The following is a 24,605-nucleotide window of genomic DNA, read 5'->3' on the forward strand; positions in this document are numbered from 1 at the left end:
AGGCGGATTGGGCCAGTACGGGCGCAGCGGGTCAGGCTGCATAGCCAAGACTGGGCCGCCGCTCGTGGCTGACCGAGGCAGTGCCCGACCGCTCTTCGAGCTTGAAGATTTGCACCGCCCGCGTCAGCTGCTGGGCCTGCATGTCCAGACTCTGGGCGGCCGCCGCGCTTTCTTCGACGAGCGCTGCGTTCTGCTGTGTGACCTGATCCATCTGATTCACAGCTTGGCCGATCTGAGACACGCCGGAGCTCTGCTCAGAGATGGCAGCGCTGATCTGCCCCACAACCTCCGTCACACGCTGGATGGCGCCCACCACCTCGTCCATGGTCTGGCCCGCCTGATCCACCAGCTGGGTACCGGCAACCACCTTTTCCACGCTTTCGCTGATCAATGCCTTGATCTCCTTGGCGGCCGTGGCACTGCGCTGCGCAAGGTTGCGCACCTCAGTGGCCACCACGGCAAACCCGCGCCCTTGTTCACCCGCTCGCGCGGCCTCAACAGCAGCGTTCAGCGCCAGGATGTTCGTTTGAAAGGCAATGCCGTCAATCACGCCGATGATGTCGGAAATCCTGCGTGAGCTGTCGTTGATACCCCGCATGGTGTCCACTACCTGCGATACCACTTTGCCGCCCTGGGTGGCCACGGTGGTTGCGTTCATGGCCAACTGGTCTGCCACCTTGGCGTTCTCTGCGTTGTTAAGGACCGTGGTGCTGAACTGCTCCATGGTGGCGGCCGTCTGCTGCAGGGCGCTGGCCTGCTCTTCGGTACGGTGGCTCAGGTCGATATTTCCACGTGCAATTTCCGAAGTGCCCATGGCGATCGAATCCGAAGCACCGCGCACCTTGGCAACGATGTCCGCCAGGTTCTGCTGCATCGCGCTCAGAGAAGCCAGCACGCTTCCCTGGATGGCACTGTCGGCCCCATCCATTTTCGACAGATCCCCGTCCGCCACGCGGCGTGCTGCATCGCTGAGCACATCGGGCTCGGCCCCCAGCGCACGGGACAGGCTGCGTGTGATCAGGTAGCCGGAGATCAGAGCCACCAATGCTGCCATCAAAGCAAGGGCCACCAAGTAGGTGCGCTGCGCGGCCATGTCCGACTCAGATTGCTGCACAAGCTGGCCTGATCGCTCGTCGGTGACAGCCTGGTATTCATTGGTCTTGGAGACCAGCGCGGCCAGCAGAGGGCGGCACTTCTCGTTGATCATGGTGATGGCCTCATCCCGCTGGCCATTCAGCGCCAGGTCCACGATCTTCAAAGCCACAGGGCTGTAGGCGTGTTCGATCTTGTCGATGTCGTCCACAAGCGCCTTGATGTGCGCCGGCACATGGCCTGCCACCGCCATTTCTTTCAATCGAGCCAACCGGTCCTGAACATCAGCATGGGCTTTGCTCACCGCGAGCTTCTCAGCAGCGCGTTCTGATTCCGAGGTGACTATCACCAGGTTACGCGCCGCAATGGCACGCCGGTTGACGGCCGACTGCACGTCTTTCGCCAGATGGGCGCGGGCATTGATGCCGGTGACGTAGTCGTGGAACAGGTCCTTCTGCTTTGTCATGTCATAGATGGCAATCCCAGCCACCAGCAGGATCAGGGTCACCATCAGGCCGAAGGCCAGACTCAGTTTTCTACGGACGGTCATTCGGTTGCGGTTCATGGCATATCACCTTGTTCATTGATGCGGCTCAATTTTTGATGAATTTATCATTTTCGTCAATTTATTTTTATCAATTCAATGACGCCATAGCCATACAAAAGTCAAATTCGCAAAATCACAGCATCTGATCGGGAATCATTCGCATTTACGGGATAAAATTTGGCTACCGCAAGCCAAAGCCCTTTCTCTCGGCTGCAGCCAGCTCCCTCCGTCATCAGATGCATTCGGGTTGCCTGGCTTGAAACACTCCTTTCTCTCTGATCCTTCCGGCATGGCCGGCGCTTTGCGTCTGGCTCTTCAGTGCGTGCGTGCGCAGCGCTTTGAAACTCAAAGCCCTTGCGGTAGCAAATCGCTCAACAAGGTTCTCATCCCATGCTGAGCCCCACCGCCCTGCGCCGCTGGAGCTGGACCCACAAATGGTCCAGCCTGGTGTGCACCGTCTTCATGCTGCTGCTGTGCATCACCGGCCTGCCGCTGATCTTTCACCACGAAATCGGCCACCTGCTGGGCACCGAGGTCGAGGCGCCAGCCATGCCCGCCAACACGCCGCGCGCGAGCCTGGACCAGGTGTTGGCCACGGCAAAAGCGCTGCACCCGGATCGTGTGGTGCAGTTCGCGTCGCATGCGGAGGACGATGACAACGTCTGGTTCGTCACGCTCACGCCCACCCCGGCGCCCACCGATGACTTCCGCTCAGTGGCGGTGGATGCCCGCACGGCCCAGGTGCTGGCGCAGCCACGGTTTGACGAAGGCTTCATGTACGTGATGTTCAAGCTGCATGTGGACCTGTTCGCGGGGCTGCCGGGCAAGCTGTTTCTGGGCTTCATGGGCTTGCTGCTGCTGGTGGCCATCGTCACCGGCGTGGTGTTGTATGCGCCGTTCATGCGCAAGCTGGCGTTTGGTGAGGTGCGGCGGGATCGGTCCACGCGGGTGAAGTGGCTCGACCTGCACAACCTGCTGGGCATCGTCACGCTGGTGTGGGCGTTTGTGGTGGGTGGCACGGGCATGATCAACACGTGGGCCGACCTGCTCGTCAAGTACTGGCAGTACGACCAGCTCTCAGTGCTGCTCAAGCCGTATGAGGGCCAGCCCATCGTGCCCGCTGCCGAGCGGGGGCCGCTGCAGCAAGCGCTGGAGGTGGCGCAGGCCCAGGCGCCGGGCACCAAGCTGTCGTTCATTGCGTTCCCGGGCACGGCGTTTTCCAGCCCGCACCACAACACGTTTTTCCTGCGCGGCAACGAGCCGCTCACCTCGCGCCTGCTCAAGCCCGTGCTGGTGGATGCGCGCACGGCGCAGGTCACTGCAGCGCCCCAGCTGCCGTGGTACCTGACGGCGCTGCTGGTCTCGCAACCGCTGCACTTTGGCGACTACGGTGGCATGCCGATGAAGATCCTCTGGGCGCTGCTCGACGTTGCCACCATCGTGGTGCTGGGCAGCGGGTTGTACCTGTGGCTGTGCAAGGGCATGCAGGCCGCAAGCCCCGCAACACCAACCGTGGGCAGCGCCACCGCTCACTTGGCTGGCGGCGCATTGCCCACATCGGGCGCCGCGCGCTCCACCGAGGGGGCCGCATGAAAAAGCACCGCCCTTTCTGGGCCCTGTGGGGCGGGCCCATCGTGATGGGTGTGCTCACCACCACCGGGCTGCTCACGGCCCTGGTGTCCGACACCTGGGGCGACTGGTGGTCGTGGGTGGCGCTGGGCATCCCCGTGGGGGTGATGGGCTGGTACGGCCGGCCGCGTGCGCCGGTGCCGACTCCCCCAGCAAAGAACCCGCGCGCGAGCGCGGCGTTGTGAGCGTTTTCCGGCGGCTGTCATGACGACCTCATGGCGGTCGCTGAAGCGGGCCCCACGGCCCACCGATCTGCGCTGTCGTCCGGTGTGAGCCGGGCGCTGCAACGTTCAGATCAAAAAGCCACCCAGCGCTTATCCCAAAAGCGCAGGCAGCTACCAAAAAGTGAGCTTTGTTGCATCCACCCGGGGGGTGGTGCGGCGGGCTGCGCGCTGCGTTTTTTTGGCGGCGTTCCCGAATCCCAAACCAAAGAGAGGAAATATCCATGTCTTGTGCTCCCACCTTACCACGCCCTTGGCTGGCTGCCGCGCTGACCATCGCCAGCGTGACCGCACTGGCCCCTGTCCACGCGCATCAGGTGTGGCTGGAAAACGCCGGGGGTCAGGCGCGCCTGCACTTCGGGGAGTTCAACGAGAACCTGCGCGAGACATCGCCCGGCCGGCTGGACCAGTTCAAGGGTGTGCCCGTGCTCGAGCAGCAACGCACGGGCGCCGCCGCCCAGCGTGTGGAAGGCCACCTGGGCAAGGATGCTTTTGTCTACCCCGCCGCCGGCACGCCCGACACCCTGTTTGCCACCGCCACCTACCCGCTGATCGACCGCAGCAAGCGCAACCTGCCCGCGATGGTCTGGCAGCCCTCGGCCCGCTGGGTGGCCAGCCTGGCCAAGCCCGTGGCCCCCGCCGCCCCGCTGGATCTGGTGCCCACCGGCAAGCCCGGTGAGCTGAAAGTGGTCTATCAGGGCGCACCGCTGCCCAAGGCCAAGGTGCAGCTGGCCGCACCCTCGGGCTGGACGCGCGAGGCCGAGGCCGGTGAAGACGGCACAGTGACCTTCGTCACCCCCTGGAAGGGCCAGTACGTGGCCGAGGTGAAGCACAGCGACAAGACGCCGGGTGAGGCACATGGCGCGCCGTACGGCGAAGCCAGCTACGTGACCACGCTGAGCTTTGTGCTGGCCGACGGCATGCCGTCGCCGTCCCTGCCCCCAGCGGCCACTCCCGCCCCTGCTGGACGCTGAGCGGCGCCCATTTCAAGCCAAAAAGGCCGCTTGCGCTAGTCGAATATGCCCAAGTAGCTATCCAATTAATAGCAAATCATGCATCCTTCCGCATCCAATTCGCGCGCATGCCGCGCGCCGCGCACCGCGGTGGCACAGGCCGCCCTGCTGCTGCTGTGCAGCGCCGCTGCCCATGCACAAACCGCTCCGCCCCCCACGGCCGAGACCACGCTGGCCCCTGTCACCGTCTCTTCGGGCGCGGGGCAGGAGAACCCCACCGCGCCCGTCACCGGCTTTGTGGCCCAGCGTGCACTCAGCGCCACCAAGACCGACACCCCACTCATCGAAACCCCGCAGGCCATCAGCGTGATCACCCGCGACCAGATGGAAGCCCAGGGCGTTCAGACGCTGCGGCAGGTGACGGCATACACCGCGGGCGCGGTGTCCAACTATTTCGACAGCCGCGTGGACAGCTTTGCCGCACGCGGCGGCACGGTGAGCCAGTACCAGGACGGCCTGCTGCGCACCTACGGCACCTACAACACCAGCCGGCCAGACCCGTACACGCTGGAGCGCGTGGAGTTTCTGCGCGGCCCCACCTCCGTGCTGTACGGCCAGGGCAGCGTGGGCGGCGTGCTCAACCTGACCAGCAAACGCCCGCAGGCCGATACCCTCCGCGAGGTGCAGGTACAGCTGGGCAACAACGCACGCAAGCAGATCGCCGCCGACCTGACGGGTGCACTCGACCAGGACGGCCAGTGGCTCTACCGCCTGATGGCCGTGGGCCGCGACAGCGGTACGCAGGTGGACCATGTGGACGACAACCGCGTGGTGTTTGCGCCATCGCTCACCTGGAAGCCCAATGCCGACACGTCGCTGACGCTGCAGGCGCTGCACCAGAAGGACCAAAGCGGCTCGCTCATTGGCTTCTTCCCGTGGCAAGGCACGCAGCTGCCCAGCCAGTACGGACAGATTCCGCGCAACACCTTCATCAGCGAGCCGGGCTGGGACGCGTACGACACCAGCAACAACTCCTGGGGCTACCTGTTCAGCCACCGTCTGAACAGCGACTGGACAGTGCGCCAGAACCTGCGCCGCACCGTGAGCGAGGTGGACTACCGCACCATCTACACCAGCTTCACCGCCAACGCTGGGACCGGCCGCCCTGCGCGCCCCGTGTTCAACAGCGACAACCGCACGCTGGTGCGCGATGCAGTGTGGAACCTCAACACCGGCCGCATGCTGCTCATCGACACGCAGCTCGAAGGCAAGCTGCAGGCGGGCAATACTGCGCACACAGTTCTCGCAGGCCTGGACGTGCAGCGCAACCACACCGGCCAGCAGGCCTGGCGCGCGGTGGCGTCGTCCATCGACGTGTACAACCCGGTGTACGGCAACTTCACGCCGCCCACTGCGGCGCAGCTGGTGCGCCAGCCCAGCGTGGTGCAAAAGCAGTTGGGGTTCTACGCGCAAGACCAGATCCAATGGGGCCGCTGGACGGCCACGCTGGGCCTGCGCCACGACAGTGCGCAGACCGATACCGAAGGCCGCCCTGCCGCTGCAGTGGACGACAAGGCCTGGACCAAACGCGCAGGCGTCACGTACCAGATGGATGGCGGCTGGGCGCCGTATGTGGGCTACTCCGAATCGTTCCAGCCCCTGGGTGGGCTCGACGCGTACGGCACCCCCTACAAACCCCAGCGCGGTGAACAGTGGGAGGCCGGCGTGAAGTGGCAGCCGCCGGGCCAGGGCATCAGTGCGTTTGCCGCCGTGTACACCCTGCGCGAGAAGAACCGCAAGACCACCGACCCCGGCAACCCGCTCAACAGCCTGCAGATCGGCGAAGTAAAGGTCAACGGTTTCGAGGCGGAGGTGCAGGCCAGCCTGGCACGCCAGTGGGACTTCACGGTGGGCTACGCCTTCACCGACGCCCAGATCAGCCGCAGCAACGCAGGCGACCAGGGCCAGCCCGTGGCCAGCGTGCCCCGGCACACCGCGTCGGCCTGGCTGAGCCACCGCTTTGCAGCGCAGGGACGTGGCGGCTGGGTGGTGGGCGCGGGCGTGCGCTACACCGGCTCGCAATGGAGCGGCACCAGCGCCATCAGCACCCCTGCCGCCACCCTGGCCGATGCCATGCTGGCCTACGACGCTGGCGACTGGCGCGTGGCCTTCAACGTGGTCAACCTGACCGACAAGGTGCACATCACCCAGTGCCTGGCACGCGGGGATTGTTTCTACGGACAGGCGCGCACCTACACGCTGACCTCGACCTACCGGTTCTAGGGGCCCGTTGACGATCCCTCAAGGGGTCGTCGCCCACTCCACAAACCCCACCAGCCGCCCTGCAGCGCCTGCAATCCTCGCGGCCCTTGCAGCGCCTTCACGGCGGCAGCAGCCCGGGCACTGCGGCACGCCGATGGCAGCCCACGTGGGGCTTGCGCTGCATTCGCGACCTTGAGGGGGGGGTGCCGGGCTACGCCCCGGGTCGGTTCTGGCGTGCACTACCAGAACCATGTTGCGCCGCAACGACATTTGGATGACAAAAAGGTGTTTACCCCGCTGGCGGCCAATCACGGCGGCCAGTAGCATCCCCTTCCGTTGCAAAGTGCAACGATCACATCACCACAGGCACCAAACTTGCTTGTAGCGGCGGCCCGAAGGCATCACCCCTGTGCGTTTTTGGCCGGTGATTATTTGTCATCAAACAAAATTTGATTTAAGGAACCTCGCGAATGAAAACATTGAACCGCTGCGCCCTCGCCGCGCTGGCCCTGGTGGGTACGTCTGCTGCCTTTGCACAGAGCAGCGTCACCCTGTACGGCCGGGTCAACACCAGCTTTGAACACCAAAAAGACGGCGATGTCTCCAAGACCGGCCTGTTCAACAACTCCTCCCGCTTTGGCTTCAAGGGCCAGGAAGACCTCGGCGGCGGCCTGATGGCTGGCTTCCAGCTCGAAAGCGGCTTTGACTCCAGCTCCGGCGCTTCCGACTCGCGCGGCATTTTTGCCCGCCAGAGCGAAGTGAACCTGTCCGGCGGCTTCGGCATGGTTCGCCTGGGCAACTTCACGTCCGAGTCGTACTACGCCACGGCCGACTTCATCAGCAACCACAACCACGACACCGGCTCGTCGGCTGACGCCCTGTACGCCTACCCCGCCCGCGACATCAACAAGATCGCTTACCGCACCCCCAGCCTGGGCGGCGCAACGTTCGAAGCCGGCTGGGCCCAGCACGAGCAGCCCAGCGGCACCGGCGGCAAGAACAGCATGGACCTGGCTGCCAACTACGAAATCGGCAAGCTGGGCCTGGGCGCTGGTTACTCCAAGCTGGGCGACCAGAACCAGTTCGCAGTGCGCGCTTCGTACTCCACCGGTCCCTTCGTGATGGGCGCCTACGTGCAACGCGACAAGAACGTGTTCATCGCCAACGGCGGCAACCGCACCAACCTGCGCCTGTCGGCCGCCTACATCATGGGTGTGTCCGAGTTTCACGTGAACGTGGGCCGTGCCGGCAACTACTCCAACGTGTCCAACAGCGCCGCCACCCAGTACACGCTGGGCTACAACTACAACCTGAGCAAGCGCACCAAGATCTACACGTACTACACCCGCATCAACAACAGCCAGGCTGCCACCTACGGCGTGTCGGCTCCGGGTAACGACTTCAGCTCCTTCGCCGTGGGCGTGCGCCACAACTTCTGATGGCCCCCCACACGCTGCTGCCCTGACTGGTGGGAGGGCAGACAAACAGCCAATTACCCCGCACTTCTTTGGAGTGCGGGGTTTTTTTCTTGCGCAATCAACGCCTTGCGCATCCAATCCACCGAGCGTTTCCGTGCCAGCCCTGCATGCCCAATGCGGTTACAGATAGACACGCCGTGCGGGTTTGAACTGGTATCTTCCCAGCAGTCGGCGCAGTACTTGCTTGCACGAAAAATACCTTCGTGTATGGGAAAAAATTTTCACGACAGAGCAAGGAAAGCGCTCGACCATGCGGGCCTTCCGGCTCCTGCTGCGCTGGCAATAAAAATCACTTTCTCAATCATATGGACTCCCATAAAAAGCCATCGAAGGTCACCGCACTGGTTCCCGCATGGCAATCCGCAGGCTTTATTCAGGCGACTCTTGACTGTCTGTCGGCCCAAACCTATGCCCCTCTTGAGATCATTATCTCAGTGGACAAATGCGATGACTCGACCTATGAAATCTGTGCAGCCCATGCCCACAATGACCCACGCTTCAGGGTGATACGACAGCAGGAACGGCTGAGGTATGTAGGCAATTGCAATTTTTTACTCAACCAAGCCAACTCAGATTATGTTTTGTTTGCATTTCACGATGATATATTAAATTCAGCTTATATCGAGAAGCTGGTCAACATACTTGACAGCCGGCCAGAAGTTGTATTGAGCTATTCCGACGTTCTCTTGACTAACACCGACGAATCTCAAGAGCAGTGGATATTTGAAGAGATTGAAGGCGTGCACGACCCCGTACAGAGAGGATTCATCATGATGCGGGGAGACAACAAATGGTGGGTACCAAATCGAGGTTTATTCCGTTTGGAGCCTGCACGTCGAATTCAGGGACTCAAGTCCCACCGGGCGGGTGAATTTTCGGCAGACTGGCCATGGTTGTTTCACATGAGCCTGCTCGGTGAGTTCGCACGAATACCAGAAACCCTATGCTACAAGTACTACAAACCTGACAGCCTTTCTCGAAGCTGGAAATTCTCTCAACGGCAATTTTTTGAGGTTCATGCAGCAATAATGCGAGAAATCTGGATCTCAGACCTAACCAGCGAACAGAAACTCACCTTGACCGGTCCGATGGCGAGATGGCTCCTCCAAAACAGGCCGGACTTAGAAAGTGAGGAAAATCATAAATACCAGCGCTGACTTTTCGCATCACTCTTGGTTTGAGGGGCGCGCCCGCTTGATTGATCTTCCCGTTCATACTGATGAACGCGGCAATTTACTGCCAATCGATTTCGACGATCTTCCTTTCCGGCCTCGCCGGGTATTCACGGTAACAAACGTACCCGCCGGAGCCATACGCGGCGAGCACGGCCACCGAACGGGGCAGCAATTATTGATCTGCCTTCAAGGGAAAATTGAACTCGTGCTAAGAACAGGGCCAGAAGAAGTAAATACCGCGCTGATACCTACAGGGCCAGGCCTGCTCCTAGGCAGTGGAGTGTGGTGCCGCCAGACATACGTTGCATCGGACTCTGTACTCTTGGTAATGGCCAGTGAGAAATATGATCCCGCGTCATATGTGAATAACTGGAATTAAACAAACATGAAAAAACCGTTACGCATTGCGGTACTCGGAGCAGGGATAATGGGCTGCTCCACCGCGATCTTTCTCGCCCGCAAAGGATTTCACGTATCCATATTTGACAAAGAAAAACATCCTTTCAGTGCGGCAAGTCGATGGAACGAAGGAAAGATCCATCTGGGATTTATCTACAGTGCGGATCCATCTTTACGCACCGCAAGCCATGTCATTCCTGGAGGGCTCAATTTTCGCCCTCTGATCGAAGAATTGGTCGGCACTTCACTTGCTCCAGCCATCACAAGCGAAGACGACCTGTATTTGTGCCATCGCGATTCAGTAACATCGGCATCAGAAATGATGACGTACATGGAGAAAGTTGTTGAACGGGTGCGAGCGCATCCCGATGCAAAACGGTATTTAGCTGATGTATCCGATTGCAGGGTTCAACGACTGAACTCCTCCCAACTTGCCAACTTGACATCTTCTCCAGACATTGTTGCGGGGTTTCGCGCCCCAGAGCGCTCTGTAGAGACCAATTGGGTGGCCGAAAAATTCATATCCGCTTTGGTGGAAGAGAAACTCATTGAGCCTTTGATGGGGGTCCGTATTACAGCCGCCCACCCCACGGGAGACAGCGCCGAAGGTACCTGGAGCATAGAAACATCTGAAGGCTCGTTTGGCCCTTATGACTATGTGATCAACTCGCTCTGGCAGGGCCGCATGGCGATAGACCAGACCGCTGGAATAGAACCGACGGGGACTTGGTCGAATCGATACCGCCAGTCGCTATTCGTACGCACACGAGCAACAGTAAACACACCTTGTGCCGTTATTGCCACGGGGCCTTTCGGAGACATCAAAAATTACAATGGACGTGATTTTTATCTCTCTTGGTATCCCGATGGTTTGCGGGTAGATAGTTCAGACGTCTTGCCACCGGATATCAAAGAGTCGGCCGTTTCCGATTCGCAGGCACTGAAGGATTCCATCTTCAAAAATCTGGAGTCATTGTTGCCGTGGGCAGCACAGATTCGCGAACAAGCCGAATACATTTATCTGGAAGGTGGCTGGGTTTTTGCTGCTGGCCAGGGTTTGCTCTCGGATCCGAAATCCACGCTTCATCGCCGATCAGACTATGGCATCACACGACATGGCCGCTATTTTTCAGTAGACACTGGAAAATACTCCACAGCACCTTTTCTTGCAAAATCACTCGCTCACAGCCTTGCTGAATAAATAGTCAGCACTCAAAATCTCTTTTGGTGTGACCTCCCGGGCATACGATTGCAACCAGGTGCTCTAGGCATCTGGTGTTCACGCCATCCATGAGTAGATACCGCGATATCCGGTATGCAACAGCCCTAGCTGGCGTTTTGCGCGCTTTCAGTCTCGGGCAAAACCGCCAGCAGGCACGTGGTTTTCGACGATTTGAGTGGCTTGTATATCGACCGGGCCGAAGTCCCCCACACGGTGTTGACAGGTGTCAGGCACCAGCGACGGTTCACCACACAGGTGCTTTGAATCACGGCGCGCTCTGGCCCGCGTCCGGCCATCAGCGCCCCATTGCAAACACTGTACGGTGCGCACGAAACGCACCAGGCATCTCGACGCCCGCCAAACCGCCCCAGCTGCCGCAGCCCGCCCGTCAGGCCCCAGAGCGACACGCACCAGCCGTCACACCCCTCCGACACTAAGAACCTGATCAAAGTCTTTTTGGAGTTGCACAAGTACTTGCCCGAAGGGTTGGAGTGGAATCGGGCGATTGGAAGCCTCGGCTGCTTGCATGGTCAGCCCTGCGGTGTAGGGTTCTTCCTGGCCGGCGGACTTCTGTGGTAATGCTGCCTTGCACTGGTAGCGGGTGCCTGCCTGCAGCGCAAACACCGGCGCGCCGGTATGGCAGTGCCGCACCAGTTGCGGCAGGGTGCGCGGGGTTCTCAAAATGCGCCCACACCGGGCCATCGTCCGGGGACAGCCAGGTACAGAACAGTCCGGGCCGCTGGCTGGAGCCTTCCTTGTCCATGCCAGCCCAGGTGGGGCATACGCAGGCTGGGGCCAAGATGAGGGCAAGGTAGCGCGTGGAGAACATGGGCTAGGCTCTCCTGAAAGCAGTGCGCGCTGGCACACCGCTACCCATGCCGTGTGCCAGCGCGGCACCATTGCGCCGCCCCAGCGCAGTCTTCAGAAAGCAGAAAGGCCCCCGATGCCCATGGCGTCGGGGGCCTGTGACCAACGCACTAAGAACCTGCTCAAAAGCGCGATGGTCGCACTCACACGTTCATGATCGACACCAGACGCGTGTTCAGGTGCGCCTCGATGGCCTCGGGGCCACCCTCGGAGCCATAGCCGGAATCCTTCAGGCCACCAAACGGCAGCTCGGCCGCAGGTGCGGCGGCCTGGTTGACCCAGAGCATGCCCACTTCCAGGCGCTGGGCCAGCAAATGCGCGTTCTTGAGCGACGAAGTGAAGGCGTAACCCGCCAGGCCGAACGGCAGGCGGTTGGCTTCGGCAATGGCGTCTTCGATCTTCTCGAACCCGCGAATAGCGGCCACAGGGCCGAAGGGCTCTTCGTTCACGATGCGGGCCGACAGGGGCACGTCGTTCAGCACGGTGGGCTGGAAGAAGTTGCCTTCGCTGCCAATGCGCTCGCCACCCGTCACCACCTTGGCGCCCTGCTGCACGGCGTCGGCCATCAGGTCGGCCATGGCGGTGATGCGGCGGGGGTTGGCCAGCGGGCCCATCTGCGTGCCGGCCGTGAGGCCATCGCCCACCTTCAGGCCCTGCGCGTACTTGGCGAAGGCAGCCACGAAGTCGGCACGGATGCTCTCGTGCACCAGATAGCGGGTGGGCGAAATGCAGACCTGCCCTGCGTTGCGGAACTTGGCACCGCTGCCGATCTTGATGGCGAGTTCGAGGTCGGCGTCTTCGGCCACGATGACCGGGGCGTGGCCGCCCAGTTCCATCGTCACGCGCTTCATGTGCTTGCCCGCCAGCGCGGCCAGCTGCTTGCCCACGGGCGTGGAGCCGGTGAACGTGACCTTGCGGATGATGGGGTGCGGGATCAGGTAGCTGGAGATTTCAGCCGGGTCGCCATAGACCAGGCCCACCGTGCCTGCGGGCACGCCGGCATCGGCAAACGCGCGGATCAGCTCGGCCGGGCTGGCGGGGGTTTCCTCAGGCGCCTTCACCAGGATGGAGCAGCCTGCGCCCAGGGCAGCGGCCAGCTTGCGCACGACCTGGTTGATGGGAAAGTTCCAGGGCGTGAACGCGGCCACAGGGCCCACCGGGTCCTTCAGCACCATCTGCGTGGCCTTGAGGTTGCGCGAGGGCACGATGCGGCCGTACACACGCAGCGATTCGTCGGCAAACCATTCGATGATATCGGCGGATGCCATGGTTTCGACCTTGGCTTCTGCCAGGGGCTTGCCCTGCTCTTGCACCATGATGGCGGCTATTGATTCGGCGCGCTCGCGCATCAGGGCCGCTGCGCGGCGCATGGTCTTGGCGCGCTCTGCGGCAGGCATGTCACGCCAGGCTTCAAAGCCCTTTTGTGCGGCGTCCAGCGCGCGGTCCAGATCGACCTTGGTGGCATGGGCCACGCGGCCGATTTCCTTGCCCGTGGCGGGGTTGAACACGGCAAGGGTCTTGCCTTCGGCGGCGTCTTGCCACTGGCCTGCGATGAAGAGCTGGGTGTTGGGATAGGTCATGAGCGTTGGTTGGTCAGCCAAGGTGGTGAAAAAATCAAAAAAACGACTATACGCCTGCGATGATGGCTGTGTATTTCAAGGAGATTGCATGCGAGAAGTAGTCCAAAGCCTCGAAGAGTCGCGCATCCGCGAAGTGGCCAACGAGGGCCTGGGGCGCAGCGATGTGCTGAAGTTCTGGTTTGGCGAGAGCGACGAGATGACGCCGGATTTCATCCGCGACGCGGCTATTGCGTCGCTGCAAAAGGGCGAGACCTTTTATGCCCACAACCTGGGCCTGCCCGAACTGCGCCATGCGGTTGCGGGCTACATGCACGGCCTGCACCCGCAGCAGCACACCGATGCGTGGTTCGACCGCATCGCAGTGACGTCCGGCGGCGTGAACGGCCTGATGGTGGCTGTACAGGCACTGGTGGACGCGGGCGACGAGGTGGTGTTGGTCACGCCCGTGTGGCCCAACCTGGTGGCGCAGCCGCGCATTCTGGGGGCGCAGGTGCGCACCGTGCCGCTGGTGGCCGACGTGCACGGCGCATGGCGCCTGGACATGGACGCGCTGCTGGCCGCCATCACACCCGGCACGCGCCTGCTGGTCGTCAACGCCCCCAACAACCCCACGGGCTGGACGCTGACGCGTGAAGAGCAAGCCACCATCCTGGCGCACTGCCGCCGCACGGGCACGTGGATTTTGGCGGACGAGGTGTACGAGCGGCTGTACTACGCGGGCGACACGGCCAATGGCGCTGCCCCGAGCTTTCTGGACGTGGCTGAGCCCGAGGACCGGCTGCTCGTGACGCACAGCTTTTCCAAGAGCTTTTTGATGACCGGCTGGCGCCTTGGGTGGCTGGTGTTGCCGCCGTCACTGACGCACGCGGTGGGCAAGCTGATCGAGTTCAACACCTCGTGCGCGCCGGTGTTTGTGCAGCGCGGAGCCACGGTGGCGCTGCAGCGCACGGAGGAGGTGACGCCCGCCCTGGTGAACCATCTACGCAACTGCCGCGACACGCTGGTGCCGCTGCTGGCCGAGGTGCCGGGAGTGTCGGTGGCCACGCCACGTGGGGGCATGTATGCGTTCTTCCACATCCACGGGCATGACGAGTGTTTGCCGCTGGCCAAGCGGTTGGTGCGGGAGGCGGGGCTGGGGTTGGCTCCCGGCAGCGCGTTTGGGGGAGAGGCGTCGGGGTGGTTGCGGTGGTGTTTTGCGAGTCAGGATCTGGGGAGGTTGGAGGAAGGGGTGGGGAGGTTGAGGGGGTGGTTGAAGGAGTGATCTGGGGTTTTTGAGCCTTTTTGGCCGCAGGCGCTAGTGGGATATGCGGTGGTAGCTATTGATTTTGCAGTGTCTGGTTGTTGTGCTGATGGGGCCACGTGCCTGGGTTGAGGGCGGAGGCCGGGAATCGCCCGGCAGGCGAGGTACTTTTCTTTGCTTCGCCAAAGAAAAGTGCCCAAAAGAAAGGCGACCCCGCTGTCTGCGTCCCCTGCGCTGACGCTACGGGGAAACCTGCGGTGCTCGGGTTTGGCGGGGTCTCGCTCAACTCGCGCCGCTACGCGTCGCTCAGACACACGCGAGCCCTGATCCGCCAAACCCTGCGCTCCTCGGCGCATCCAGAGGGGCCAGGGGAGCAGAACATCCACACGGGCCTTTGCTGCGCTCGGCCCCGGATCGCGGGCGCAAGCGCCACGCGCTGCGCAGCCCGGGCCGAGCGCAGCAATGGCCCGAATGGATGTCCGGCTGTTCGGTTGTCTGGATGTTCGGCTGTCCACCCCCTGCTGGCTGCGCCTGCGGCGGGGCGGTTGCGGGGTGAGCATGGGCGTCGGAGCGCCCATGCCTCGTGCACTGACTCGCCGTGGCTGTCTGAGCGGCGCGCGCAGCGCAAAGCGAGTTCCACGGCGCACCCCGCAACCGCCCCGCCGCAGGTTTGCCCCGGAGCGAAGCGCAGGGGTCGCAGACTCGGGGTCGCCTTTTCTTTGGTGACTTTCTTTTGGCGAAGCAAAAGAAAGTTACTCGCTCGCCGGGCGACTCCCGGCTCCCGCCCTCAAGCCAGGCATGCGGTCAAATCAACGCACCGCAGCGTAGGCACACGCAGTTCAAAAGAGAAACAAGCAAGCAGCACACTACAAAAAGAATAGCTACCTAGGCATGTTCCACTAGCGCAAGCAGCCCAAACCGCTCAAAAACTACTGCGGCGCAGCCGCCACTTTCACCACAGGCTGATCCCCCCACCCTCCCCCAAGCGCCCGAATCAACCCCACCGTCGCCACATACTGCGCCGTCCGCACCTGCAACTCCTGCCGCCGATTGCGCAACTCGCTGCGGCGCGCGTCCAGCAATTCGAGCTGGCTCACCAAGCCATTGCGATACCGCACATCCGACAACTGCGTCGCCCGCCGCGCGGCCGTCACCGCCCGCCCCTGCGCCTCGGCTTGGCCGGAGAGCAGGCGCAGCGAGGTCAGCTGATCCTCCACGTCACGAAACGCATTGAGCACCTGCCCCCGGTGGTCCGCCAGCGCAGCCTCCAGACGTGCCTTGGCGCCTTCGATCTGCGCATCGCGCTGGCCGCCGTCAAAGATCGGCAGCGACAGCAAGGCGCTCACGCCCCAGGCACGAGCGGACCACTTGAACAGGTCACCCAGTTCGGGCGACGCATGCCCCGCATTGCCCGTGAGCGTGACGGCCGGGAACCACGCCTTCTGCGCCACGCCCACGCGCGCTTGCGCGGCCAGCACGGAGGCTTGTGCGGCTGACACATCGGGCCGGCGCGCCAGCACCGTGCCGGGCACGCCAGGCGGGATGACCGGCAACGCGGCATCGCCCGTCGCGGGCGGCAGCACAAAGCCGCTGGCCACCTCGCCGGCCAGCACAGCCAGCGCGTTGGTCAGCAAGGCTTGCTGGCGCTGCAAGGCCAGGGCATCAGACTCGGTGGCCGCCACCTCGGTCTGCACACGGGCCACGTCCAGCTCGGCCACATCGCCGGCTTGCAAGCGGCGCTGCGTCAAGCGCAGGGTGTCCTGGTAGGCGGCCAAGCTCTCTTGCACCAGCACCTGCTCGGCCTGCACGGCGCGCAGCTGCAGGTAGGTTTGCGCCACATCGGCCTGCACCATGAGGCGCGTGCTCTGCAGCAAGGCCTCGCGCGTGTCGGCGTCGAGGCGTGCGGCGTCGCTGGTTTGCGAGAGGCGGCCGAACAGGTCCAGCTCGTACGAGGCATTGAGCCCCGCCGTGCCCAACGTGGCAGGTGCTGCGCTGCCCGTGGTGGCAGCGCCTGCCTGGCGCGTCACACCGGCCGAGGCGCCCACTTGCACCGAGCGCGCGGCATCGGCAGAGCGCAGCAGCGAGCGCGCCTCGGCCAGCCGCGCGGCCGCCTGCTGGATGCTGGTGTTGGCCGTGCCCGCGCGCAATACCAGGTCGGCCAGCACCGGGTCTTGAAAGCCCAGCCACCACTCGCCGCGTGGCTGCGCCTCGGCGGGGGCGGCCACCGTCCAGGGGGCCGTGGGCAGCGCGTCGCCCCCTGCCGTGAAGCTGGCGGGCACGGGCACACCCGCATGCGGCGCAGGGGCCACGGGCTGCGTCATGCAACCAGCCAGCACCAGGGCGGCGGCCAGGGGCGCCAGCAGGCTGCGCTTGCGCGCTGCGAGGGCACCGTCGGTGGAGTTTTTCTTCAATAGCAAATCGGTCATGGTTGGTCTCCTGCCCCGCCCGATGCACCCGTTGCAGTCGGCAGCGGGTGCACCGTGGAGCGCGCATCTAGGGCCACAAAGGTCGTTGTTGTCACCGTGGTCAAAAGCATCATTCGTGCTCCTTGCGTGGCGCAGCCAGCACGGGGTGCGCGGTGCCACCGGTGCCAGTGTTGTGCGATATAGGCGCCACATGCGCGCCATGCTCCACCAGCGGGCGGTTGCCAGCCAGTTTGCGCAGCAACACGTAGAACACGGGCGTGAGGAACAGGCCGAAGGCCGTCACACCAATCATCCCGGCGAACACCGCCACGCCCATGGCGCTGCGCATCTCCGCACCCGCTCCGGTGGACAGCACCAGGGGCAGCACACCCATCACAAAGGCCAGCGAGGTCATCAGGATGGGGCGCAGCCGCAGGCGGCTGGCCTCGATGGCGGCCTGCACGGGCGTGCGCCCGGCAAACTCCAGCTCGCGCGCAAACTCCACGATCAGGATCGCGTTCTTGGCCGACAGCCCCACCAGCACAATGAGCCCGATCTGCGTGAACACGTTGTTGTCGCCGTTGCTCAGCCACACCCCGGTCATGGCCGCCAGGATGCCCATGGGCACGATCAGGATGATGGCAATCGGCAGCGTGAGGCTTTCGTACTGCGCGGCCAGCACCAGGAACACCAGCAGGATGGCCAGCGGGAACACCAGCACGGCGGAGTTGCCGGCCAGGATCTCCTGGTAGGTCAGCTCGGTCCATTCGAACGTGATGCCCTGGGGCAGCGTCTCCTTGGCGATGCGCTCGATGGCCGCCTGCGCCTGACCTGACGAATAACCAGGCGCGGGGCCGCCGTTCACATCAGCAGCCAAGTAGCCGTTGTAGCGCATGGCGCGTTCGGGGCCGAAGCTGGGCTCCATCTTCATCAGCGCCGACAGCGGCACCATCTCGCCGGTGGCAGAGCGCACCTTGAGCAGGCCCACGTCTTCAGCCCGCGCGCGGTAGGCCGCATCGGCCTGCACGCGCACGCTGTAGGTGCGGCCAAACTGGTTGAAGTCGTTGGCGTAGAGGCTGCCCAGGTAGATCTGCAGCGTGTCGAAGATGTCCGTCACGGGCACGCCGAGCTGGCGTGCCTTGGTGCGGTCGATGTTGGCGTACAGCTGCGGCACGTTGACCTGCCAGCTGGTGAACAACCCCGCCAGCTCGGGCGTCTGGTAGGCCTTGGCCATGAAGGCCTTCACCGCGTTGTCCATGGCTTCATAGCCCAGCGAGGCACGGTCTTCGATCTGCAGCTTGAAGCCGCCCGTGGTGCCTAGGCCCGCCACCGGGGGTGGCGGGAACATGGCGATGAACGCGTCCTGGATGCTGCCAAACGCCTGGTTCAGCTGGCCTGCCACCGCACCGCCGCTCTGGTCGGCACGGGTGCGCTCGGCAAAGGGCTTGAGCGTGGCGAACACGATGCCGGAGTTGGAGCTGTTGGTGAAGCCATTGATCGACAGGCCGGGGAAGGCAATCGCGTCTTCGACGTTCGGGTTCTCCTTCATGATCTCGCCCATGCGGCGGATCACGTTCTCGGTGCGGTCCAGCGTGGCGCCGTCGGGCAGCTGCGCAAAACCGATCAGATACTGCTTGTCCTGCGCGGGCACGAAGCCGCCGGGCACGATCTTGAACAGGCCGACTGTGGCGCCCACCAGCGCGAGGTAGATCACAAACATCAGCGCCTTGCGGCCGATGACGCGCTTGACGCCACCGCTGTAGGCCTCCGAGCCGCGATGGAACAGGCGATTGAAGCCGCGGAACAGGCCGCCGAACACCTTGTCCATACCGCGCGTAAGCGCGTCCTTGGGCTCGTCGTGGCCCTTGAGCAGCAGTGCTGACAGCGCGGGCGACAGGGTCAGCGAGTTGATGGCCGAGATCACCGTGGAGATCGCGATCGTCACCGCAAACTGGCGATAGAACTGGCCCGTGAGCCCGCTGATGAAGGCCAGCGGCACGAACACGGCCACGAGTACCAGCGCGATGGCAATGATGGGGCCGGAGACTTCGCGCATGGCGCGGTAAGTGGCCTCGCGCGGGGTCAGGCCCGCCTCGATGTTGCGCTCGACGTTCTCCACCACCACGATGGCATCGTCCACCACGATGCCGATGGCCAACACCAGTCCGAACAGGGAGAGCGCGTTGATCGAGAAGCCCAGCAGGTGCAGCACGGCAAACGTACCCACCACCGACACTGGCACAGCCAGCAGCGGGATGATGGACGCGCGCCAGGTCTGCAGGAACAGGATCACCACCAGCACCACCAGGGCGATGGCTTCGAGCAGCGTGTGGATCACGGATTTGATCGAGGCACGCACGAACTGCGTGGGGTCGTACGCAATCCGGTACTCCACGCCTTCGGGCATGTTCTTCTGGATCTCGTCCATGGTGGCGCGCACGTTGGCCGAGATGTCGAGCGCGTTGGAGCCCGGCGCCTGGAACACGCCCATGCCCACGGCAGGGTCGTTGTTGAGCAGCGAGCGCAGCGAGTAGTCGGCCGCGCCCAGCTCCAGGCGGGCGATGTCGCGCAGGCGTGTCACCGCACCATCCGCACCGGTCTTGACGATGATGTCGCCGAACTCTTCTTCGGTCTGCAGGCGGCCCTGCGCGTTGATGGACAGTTGCAGGTCCACGCCGGGCAGGCCGGGCGATGCGCCCACCACACCTGCAGCGGCTTGCACGTTCTGGCCGCGGATGGCGGCCACCACGTCGCTGGCCGAGAGGCCGCGCTGCGCCACCTTTTGCGGGTCGAGCCACACACGCATGGAGTAGTCGCCACCGCCGAATATCTGCACCTGGCCCACGCCCTGGATGCGCGCAAGGCGGTCCTTCACGTTGAGCACAGCGTAGTTGCGCAGGTAGTCGATGTCGTAGCGGTTGTTGGGCGAGACCAGGTGGACCACCATGGTCAGGTCCGGCGCGCTCTTGACGGTGGTGACGCCCAGGCGGCGCACTTCCTCGGGCAGGCGCGGCTCGGCCTGCGAGACGCGGTTTTGCACCAGCTGCTGGGCCTTGTCGGGGTCGGTACCGAGGGCAAAGGTCACGGTCAGCGTCATCACGCCGTCGGTGGTGGCCTGGCTGCCCATGTAGAGCATGCCTTCCACGCCGTTGATGGACTCCTCCAGCGGCGTGGCCACGGTCTCGGCGATCACTTTGGGGTTCGCGCCCGGGTACTGTGCGCGCACCACCACGGAGGGCGGCGCGACTTCAGGGTATTCGGAGATGGGCAGACCGCGCAATGCGATGAGCCCCCCGAGGAAGATGAGCACCGACAGCACCCCGGCAAAGATGGGGCGGTCGATGAAAAAACGGGACAGGTTCATGGATGCAAATTCCTGGTGTCCAGCGCGCTCAGGCGGCTGGCGACTTGGCGGCGTTCTTGGCTTCCTTGCGATCACCCGCAATCTCGGCCTTGGCGGTCATGGGCACAGGCTGTGGCGCCACCACGGCGCCGGGGCGCGCGCGCTGCAGGCCGTTGACGACGATGTTCTCGCCCGCCTTGAGGCCCGAGGTCACCACGCGCAGGCCGTCAATCGGCGCGCCCAGGGTGACCTCGCGGTACTCGGCCTTGTTCCCCTCGCCCACCACCATCACGAACTTCTTGTTCTGGTCGGTGCCCACGGCACGCTCGTTGATGAGCAGCGCCTGGGTGTTGCGGGCCTGGCCCATGCGGATGCGGGCGAACTGGCCGGGGATGAGCGAGCCTTCTTCGTTGTCGAACACGGCGCGCACGCGCACGGTGCCGCTCTTGGCATCGACCTGGTTGTCGATGAGCTGCAAACGACCGGCGTGCGGCGTGCCGCCCGTGGTGCCCGTGCCCATCTGGACAGGGATGCGCTCGATGAGCTGGCGGGCGCTATTGCCGCGCTGGCCGCTTTGCAGGTCGGCCAGGGCCTTCACCACGATCTGCTCATCGGTGTCGAAGCTCGCGTAGATGGGGCTGACCGACACCAGCGTGGTCAGCACCGGGGCGCCCGCGCCGGCCGCCACCAAGTTGCCCACGGTGACTTCGATGCGGCCCACACGGCCCGCCACCGGTGCGCGCACCTGGGTGTAGCCCAGGTTCAGCTTCGCGGTCTGCAGCGCGGCCTGGGCGGCGCGCAGGTTGGCATCGGCCTCGCGCTGGGCGTTCAGGCGCTCGTCATGCTCGCGCTGGGCAATGGCTTTTTCTTCGAGCAGGCGCGTGGCGCGCTCCAGTTCACTGCGGGTGTACGACAGGCGGGCCTGCGCAGCGACCACCTGGGCTTCGGCGCGGTCCACCTCCGCAGCGTAGGGGGCTGGGTCCACCGTGACCAGCAGGTCGCCCTGCTTGACCAGCGAGCCTTCGCGGAAGTGCACGGCCTGCACGGCGCCCGAGACGCGGGGGCGAACATCCACGCGCTGCACGGCTTCGAGCCGGCCAGAGAACTCGTCCCACAGGGCGATGTCTTTTTGCACCACGGTGGCGATCGAGACCGGCATGGCAGGAGGTGCTGCGGGGGCGCTGTCTGCCTGCGCCACGGGTGCCTGAAACACCAGAACAGCAGCCGCCACGGTGGCCGTCACGGCCGTGGCAAGGGTGGCCAGACCCAGGGGGCGGCGCTGGGAGAACTTGGAGAAGGATGGGAAGTTCATGGTCACTTTCGATCAGTAGGTGTGCCCTTGTGGAGCACGCTGTGAAACTTGTCTGCCGTGCGCTGGCGCCTGTGGGCTGCGCTCGGCAGGGGTCAATGCAAAGGGGGCGGAATGCAGTCTCGGCAATGACACGGTGGAAAGGTCAATACCCCGGCGACAAACACCGGGGCGGCCTGCGTGCCACCGTCAAAAGACGGTGCGGCCAGGTGCGCTGTGACAGCGGCCGCAGGCCAACGGGATCAGGGGTGCATGCATGGTGTGTTCTTTCCTCCGTGTCGTTTGAATGGGTAACGTGGGCTCTAGGACATGCGGTGCGGGCAACGCCGGGCAAGCGCTTCCCCTCCGGCACGCCAGGCCGGAAATCAAGATGTAAAAAGGGAATGGGGCTCGCGCCGAGCCCGCGTTTCTCTGCCTCCACCCGGGTGGAGGTCAGCGGCTGTCAGGGATGTGAGAAGGTGTCAGGGGCCGTCGTCAGGACGGCACCGGACTTCGCGTGGAGGCAAAGAACTGCCGGAACTGCTCCTGCGCACCCGCCGCACACGGACATTCATGCGGGCCGGTCTGCAGCAGGGCATCGGGCCACTGCGGGTTCTTGGAGAACACGTGGCGCGTGACCGGCAGGCCGGCAGCCTCCAGCCGTGCCGCGTAGGCCAGCGCCTCGTCGTGCATGGGGTCGGTGTCGCCCACCAGGATCAGCGTGGGGGGCAGCCCCGCCAAGCGCTGCGCACCGGCAGGCACCGCATAGGGGTGCTCGGCATCGCGCGGGCAGCGCAGAAAGTTGCGCCAGCCCTCGGTCCACTTGCAGCCCGTGGAATCCCCCGTGGCCTCGCGCAGCGACGCGGTGCCCACACAGGGGTCCAGCATGGGTGACAGCAGGATCTGCCCGGCCAGCGGGGGGTGAGACTGGTCACGCGCCATCAGTGCCACGGCCGCCGCCAGGTTGCCACCGGCCTCCTCGCCCGCCAGGTACACGGCGACGCCCTGCCCGCCGAGCTTGGTGCGGTGCTTGTGCACCCACTTGAGCACACCGTAACCCGTGTCCACCGGCTGTGGAAAGGGCGTGAGCGGATACGCGACCGACACCACCACTGCCCCGGCACTCTCCAGCAGAGAAGCCACCGTGCAGCCGTTGTCCAGATCGCCCGACATGAAGGCCCCGCCGTGGAAGTGCACGACCACCGGTGACGCCTGGCCGGTCTTCTTGCGGCCGTACATGCGCACTTCCACGTCCTGCCCCTGGGCCACCTCAATGGTGGAATCGGTGCAGACGGACGCAGCCACCCCGGACGCCTTGGCGGGCGCCGCAGCGGGCTGCGTGGGCAAAGAGGATGAAGACGGGCGGTCGGGCTGCATGGCAGGTACCCAGTGGGTAGGTGGATAGGTGGAAGGTCGGTTGACGATGGATGAAATGTAGTGGGTTGGGCCTTTCTGATAAACAGGTCAAACACCACCGCACTGTTTCCAAAAGCTCAACAATCAAACCGGGGCGCCCGTGTGAGAATTCCTCAGCACCCAATCTGGGTGCTGATGACTCAAGGAGAAGCCATGGACCAGATACAGGCCATGCGCATATTCGTGCGGGTGGTGGAGGCCGGCACGTTTACCCGGGCAGCGGATTCGCTGAGCCTGCCCAAAGCCACGGTGACCAAGCATGTGCAGGCGCTGGAGGAGCGGCTGCGCGTGAAGCTGCTCAACCGCACCACCCGCCGCGTGACCGTGACACCCGACGGCGCGGCCTATTACGACCGCACGGTGCGGCTGCTGACCGACCTGGACGACATCGAGGCCAGCATGACCAACGCGCGCGCCAACCCGCGCGGGCGGCTGCGCATCGACGTGGGTACGTCGGTGGCCCAGTTGCTCATCATTCCGCAACTGGCGGAGTTTCATGCCCGCTACCCGGACATCCAGGTGGACCTGGGTGTGAGCGACCGCACGGTGGATCTGATCGGGGACAACGTGGACTGCGTGATCCGGGGGGGCGAGCTGAGCGACCAGTCACTGGTGGCGCGCCGCATTGGCAACCTGGAGTTCATCAGCGTCGCCGCACCCGCCTACCTGGAGCGCAAGGGCACACCCACGCACCCGCTGGAGATCGAGGAGAAACATGCCAGCGTGATCTACTTCTCGCCCCAAAGCGGGCGGCACTATCCGCTGGAGTTTCGCCGGGGAGATGAGTCCATCGACATCACCGGCCCCTACCAGCTGAGCGTGAACGAGGCCAACGCCTACGTGACCTCCATCGTGGCGGGGCTGGGTATTGGCCAGATCACCAGCTGGCAAGCCCAGCGCTACCTCGCCAGCGGAGCCTTGGTGCAACTGCTGCCCGACTGGACCCAACCCCTGCTGCCCGTGTATGTGGTGTACCCGCCCAACCGCCACCTGAGCGCCAAGGTGCGCGCGTTTGTGGACTGGGCGGCCGAGCTGTTCCAGCGCGAGGCCCATCTGCAGCGCAAAGTCTGACGCCCCCTGAATCGGTTCTGTGGTGGCGGTGGTGGGGTTCACTCCCCATGCACACGACAGGATTGCTCTCAGGGCGTGTTCACGCTCCCAGTCTGTATGCTTGGAGCCATGAGCACTCCAGAGACCCCGCCACCCGCCCCGCCGGCCAACAAGCCCACCCAGCCGCGCAACCCCCTGCACGGCGTGACACTCGAAGCCATGGTGGTGGGCCTGGCCGACTACTTTGGCTGGGATGAGCTGGGGCGGCAGATTCCCATCCGCTGCTTCCAGATCGACCCCAGCGTGGGCTCCAGCCTCAAGTTCCTGCGCAAGACCCCCTGGGCACGCGAGAAGGTCGAAAGCCTCTACCTCTTCATGCTGCGGGACCAGCGGCGCAACGCGCAAGAATGACCAGCGATGCGCGCAGCCATACCGCAA

General features: G+C 64.0%; 17 protein-coding genes. 11 read left to right on the plus strand and 6 right to left on the minus strand.

What is annotated here, in order from left to right; genetic code table 11:
* Nucleotides 1–31: 31 nt before the first annotated feature.
* Nucleotides 32–1,657 carry a methyl-accepting chemotaxis protein gene (locus ASD75_RS03840; protein WP_056743368.1) on the minus strand — a complete coding sequence of 542 codons (1,626 nt, stop codon included), beginning with the start codon at nucleotides 1,655–1,657 and terminating at the stop codon, nucleotides 32–34.
* Between the two features lie 372 nt (nucleotides 1,658–2,029).
* Between ASD75_RS03840 and ASD75_RS03845 the strand changes: the two genes are divergently transcribed.
* From ASD75_RS03845 to ASD75_RS23080, 8 genes are all read left to right on the plus strand, one after another.
* On the plus strand, nucleotides 2,030–3,232 hold the full coding sequence (locus tag ASD75_RS03845) for a PepSY domain-containing protein (RefSeq protein WP_056743370.1): 1,203 nt from the start codon (nucleotides 2,030–2,032) through the stop codon (nucleotides 3,230–3,232).
* On the plus strand, nucleotides 3,229–3,453 hold the full coding sequence (locus ASD75_RS03850; protein WP_056743372.1) for a hypothetical protein: 225 nt from the start codon (nucleotides 3,229–3,231) through the stop codon (nucleotides 3,451–3,453). The genes ASD75_RS03845 and ASD75_RS03850 overlap by 4 nt, the downstream gene beginning before the upstream one ends.
* Before the next feature lie 260 nt (nucleotides 3,454–3,713).
* Nucleotides 3,714–4,463: a TonB-dependent receptor gene (locus tag ASD75_RS03855; protein WP_056743374.1), complete on the plus strand. Its 750-nt coding sequence runs from the start codon at nucleotides 3,714–3,716 to the stop codon at nucleotides 4,461–4,463.
* Between the two features lie 78 nt (nucleotides 4,464–4,541).
* Complete coding sequence (locus tag ASD75_RS03860) at nucleotides 4,542–6,725, plus strand: TonB-dependent siderophore receptor (RefSeq protein ID WP_056743376.1); 2,184 nt, start codon at nucleotides 4,542–4,544, stop codon at nucleotides 6,723–6,725.
* A gap of 449 nt (nucleotides 6,726–7,174) precedes the next feature.
* Nucleotides 7,175–8,143, plus strand: coding sequence for a porin (locus tag ASD75_RS03865; RefSeq protein ID WP_056061777.1), 969 nt, complete (start codon nucleotides 7,175–7,177; stop codon nucleotides 8,141–8,143).
* Between the two features lie 344 nt (nucleotides 8,144–8,487).
* Nucleotides 8,488–9,339 carry a glycosyltransferase family A protein gene (locus tag ASD75_RS23070; RefSeq protein WP_082564879.1) on the plus strand — a complete coding sequence of 284 codons (852 nt, stop codon included), beginning with the start codon at nucleotides 8,488–8,490 and terminating at the stop codon, nucleotides 9,337–9,339.
* Nucleotides 9,311–9,736 (plus strand): FdtA/QdtA family cupin domain-containing protein, encoded by a 426-nt coding sequence (locus tag ASD75_RS24260; protein ID WP_082564880.1) that lies wholly within the window; start codon nucleotides 9,311–9,313, stop codon nucleotides 9,734–9,736. Before ASD75_RS23070 ends, ASD75_RS24260 begins: the two co-directional genes overlap by 29 nt.
* 6 nt (nucleotides 9,737–9,742) lie before the next feature.
* Nucleotides 9,743–10,957 (plus strand): FAD-dependent oxidoreductase, encoded by a 1,215-nt coding sequence (locus tag ASD75_RS23080; protein ID WP_082564881.1) that lies wholly within the window; start codon nucleotides 9,743–9,745, stop codon nucleotides 10,955–10,957.
* 1,031 nt (nucleotides 10,958–11,988) lie between these two features.
* On the opposite strand, the gene ASD75_RS03870 is transcribed toward ASD75_RS23080, so the two are convergent.
* Nucleotides 11,989–13,425, minus strand: coding sequence for an NAD-dependent succinate-semialdehyde dehydrogenase (locus ASD75_RS03870; RefSeq protein ID WP_056743379.1), 1,437 nt, complete (start codon nucleotides 13,423–13,425; stop codon nucleotides 11,989–11,991).
* A gap of 88 nt (nucleotides 13,426–13,513) precedes the next feature.
* On the opposite strand from ASD75_RS03870, the gene ASD75_RS03875 reads away from it, so the two are divergent.
* Entirely contained in the window at nucleotides 13,514–14,686 is a 1,173-nt protein-coding gene (locus ASD75_RS03875; RefSeq protein WP_056743386.1) for a pyridoxal phosphate-dependent aminotransferase, read from the plus strand.
* Between the two features lie 908 nt (nucleotides 14,687–15,594).
* Here ASD75_RS03875 and ASD75_RS03880 read toward each other — a convergent pair.
* From ASD75_RS03880 to ASD75_RS03895, 4 genes are all read right to left on the minus strand, one after another.
* Entirely contained in the window at nucleotides 15,595–17,091 is a 1,497-nt protein-coding gene (locus ASD75_RS03880) for an efflux transporter outer membrane subunit (protein WP_056743388.1), read from the minus strand.
* Nucleotides 17,092–17,200: 109 nt separating this feature from the next.
* A complete protein-coding gene (locus ASD75_RS03885) occupies nucleotides 17,201–20,434 on the minus strand; it encodes an efflux RND transporter permease subunit (protein ID WP_056743389.1) in 3,234 nt (1,077 codons plus the stop codon).
* A 28-nt stretch (nucleotides 20,435–20,462) separates the two neighbouring features.
* Nucleotides 20,463–21,725, minus strand: coding sequence for an efflux RND transporter periplasmic adaptor subunit (locus ASD75_RS03890; protein ID WP_056743391.1), 1,263 nt, complete (start codon nucleotides 21,723–21,725; stop codon nucleotides 20,463–20,465).
* Between the two features lie 471 nt (nucleotides 21,726–22,196).
* The gene (locus ASD75_RS03895; protein ID WP_200947558.1) at nucleotides 22,197–23,078 is read right to left on the minus strand and encodes an alpha/beta hydrolase; all 882 of its coding nucleotides are present in this window, start codon (nucleotides 23,076–23,078) and stop codon (nucleotides 22,197–22,199) included.
* Nucleotides 23,079–23,270: 192 nt separating this feature from the next.
* On the opposite strand from ASD75_RS03895, the gene ASD75_RS03900 reads away from it, so the two are divergent.
* A complete protein-coding gene (locus tag ASD75_RS03900) occupies nucleotides 23,271–24,188 on the plus strand; it encodes a LysR family transcriptional regulator (protein ID WP_056743393.1) in 918 nt (305 codons plus the stop codon).
* A 108-nt stretch (nucleotides 24,189–24,296) separates the two neighbouring features.
* Entirely contained in the window at nucleotides 24,297–24,578 is a 282-nt protein-coding gene (locus tag ASD75_RS03905) for a VF530 family DNA-binding protein (protein ID WP_056061753.1), read from the plus strand.
* Nucleotides 24,579–24,605 lie beyond the last annotated feature (27 nt).

This window comes from Acidovorax sp. Root568, from assembly GCF_001427445.1.
GTDB classification, from domain to species: Bacteria; Pseudomonadota; Gammaproteobacteria; order Burkholderiales; family Burkholderiaceae_C; genus Acidovorax; species Acidovorax delafieldii.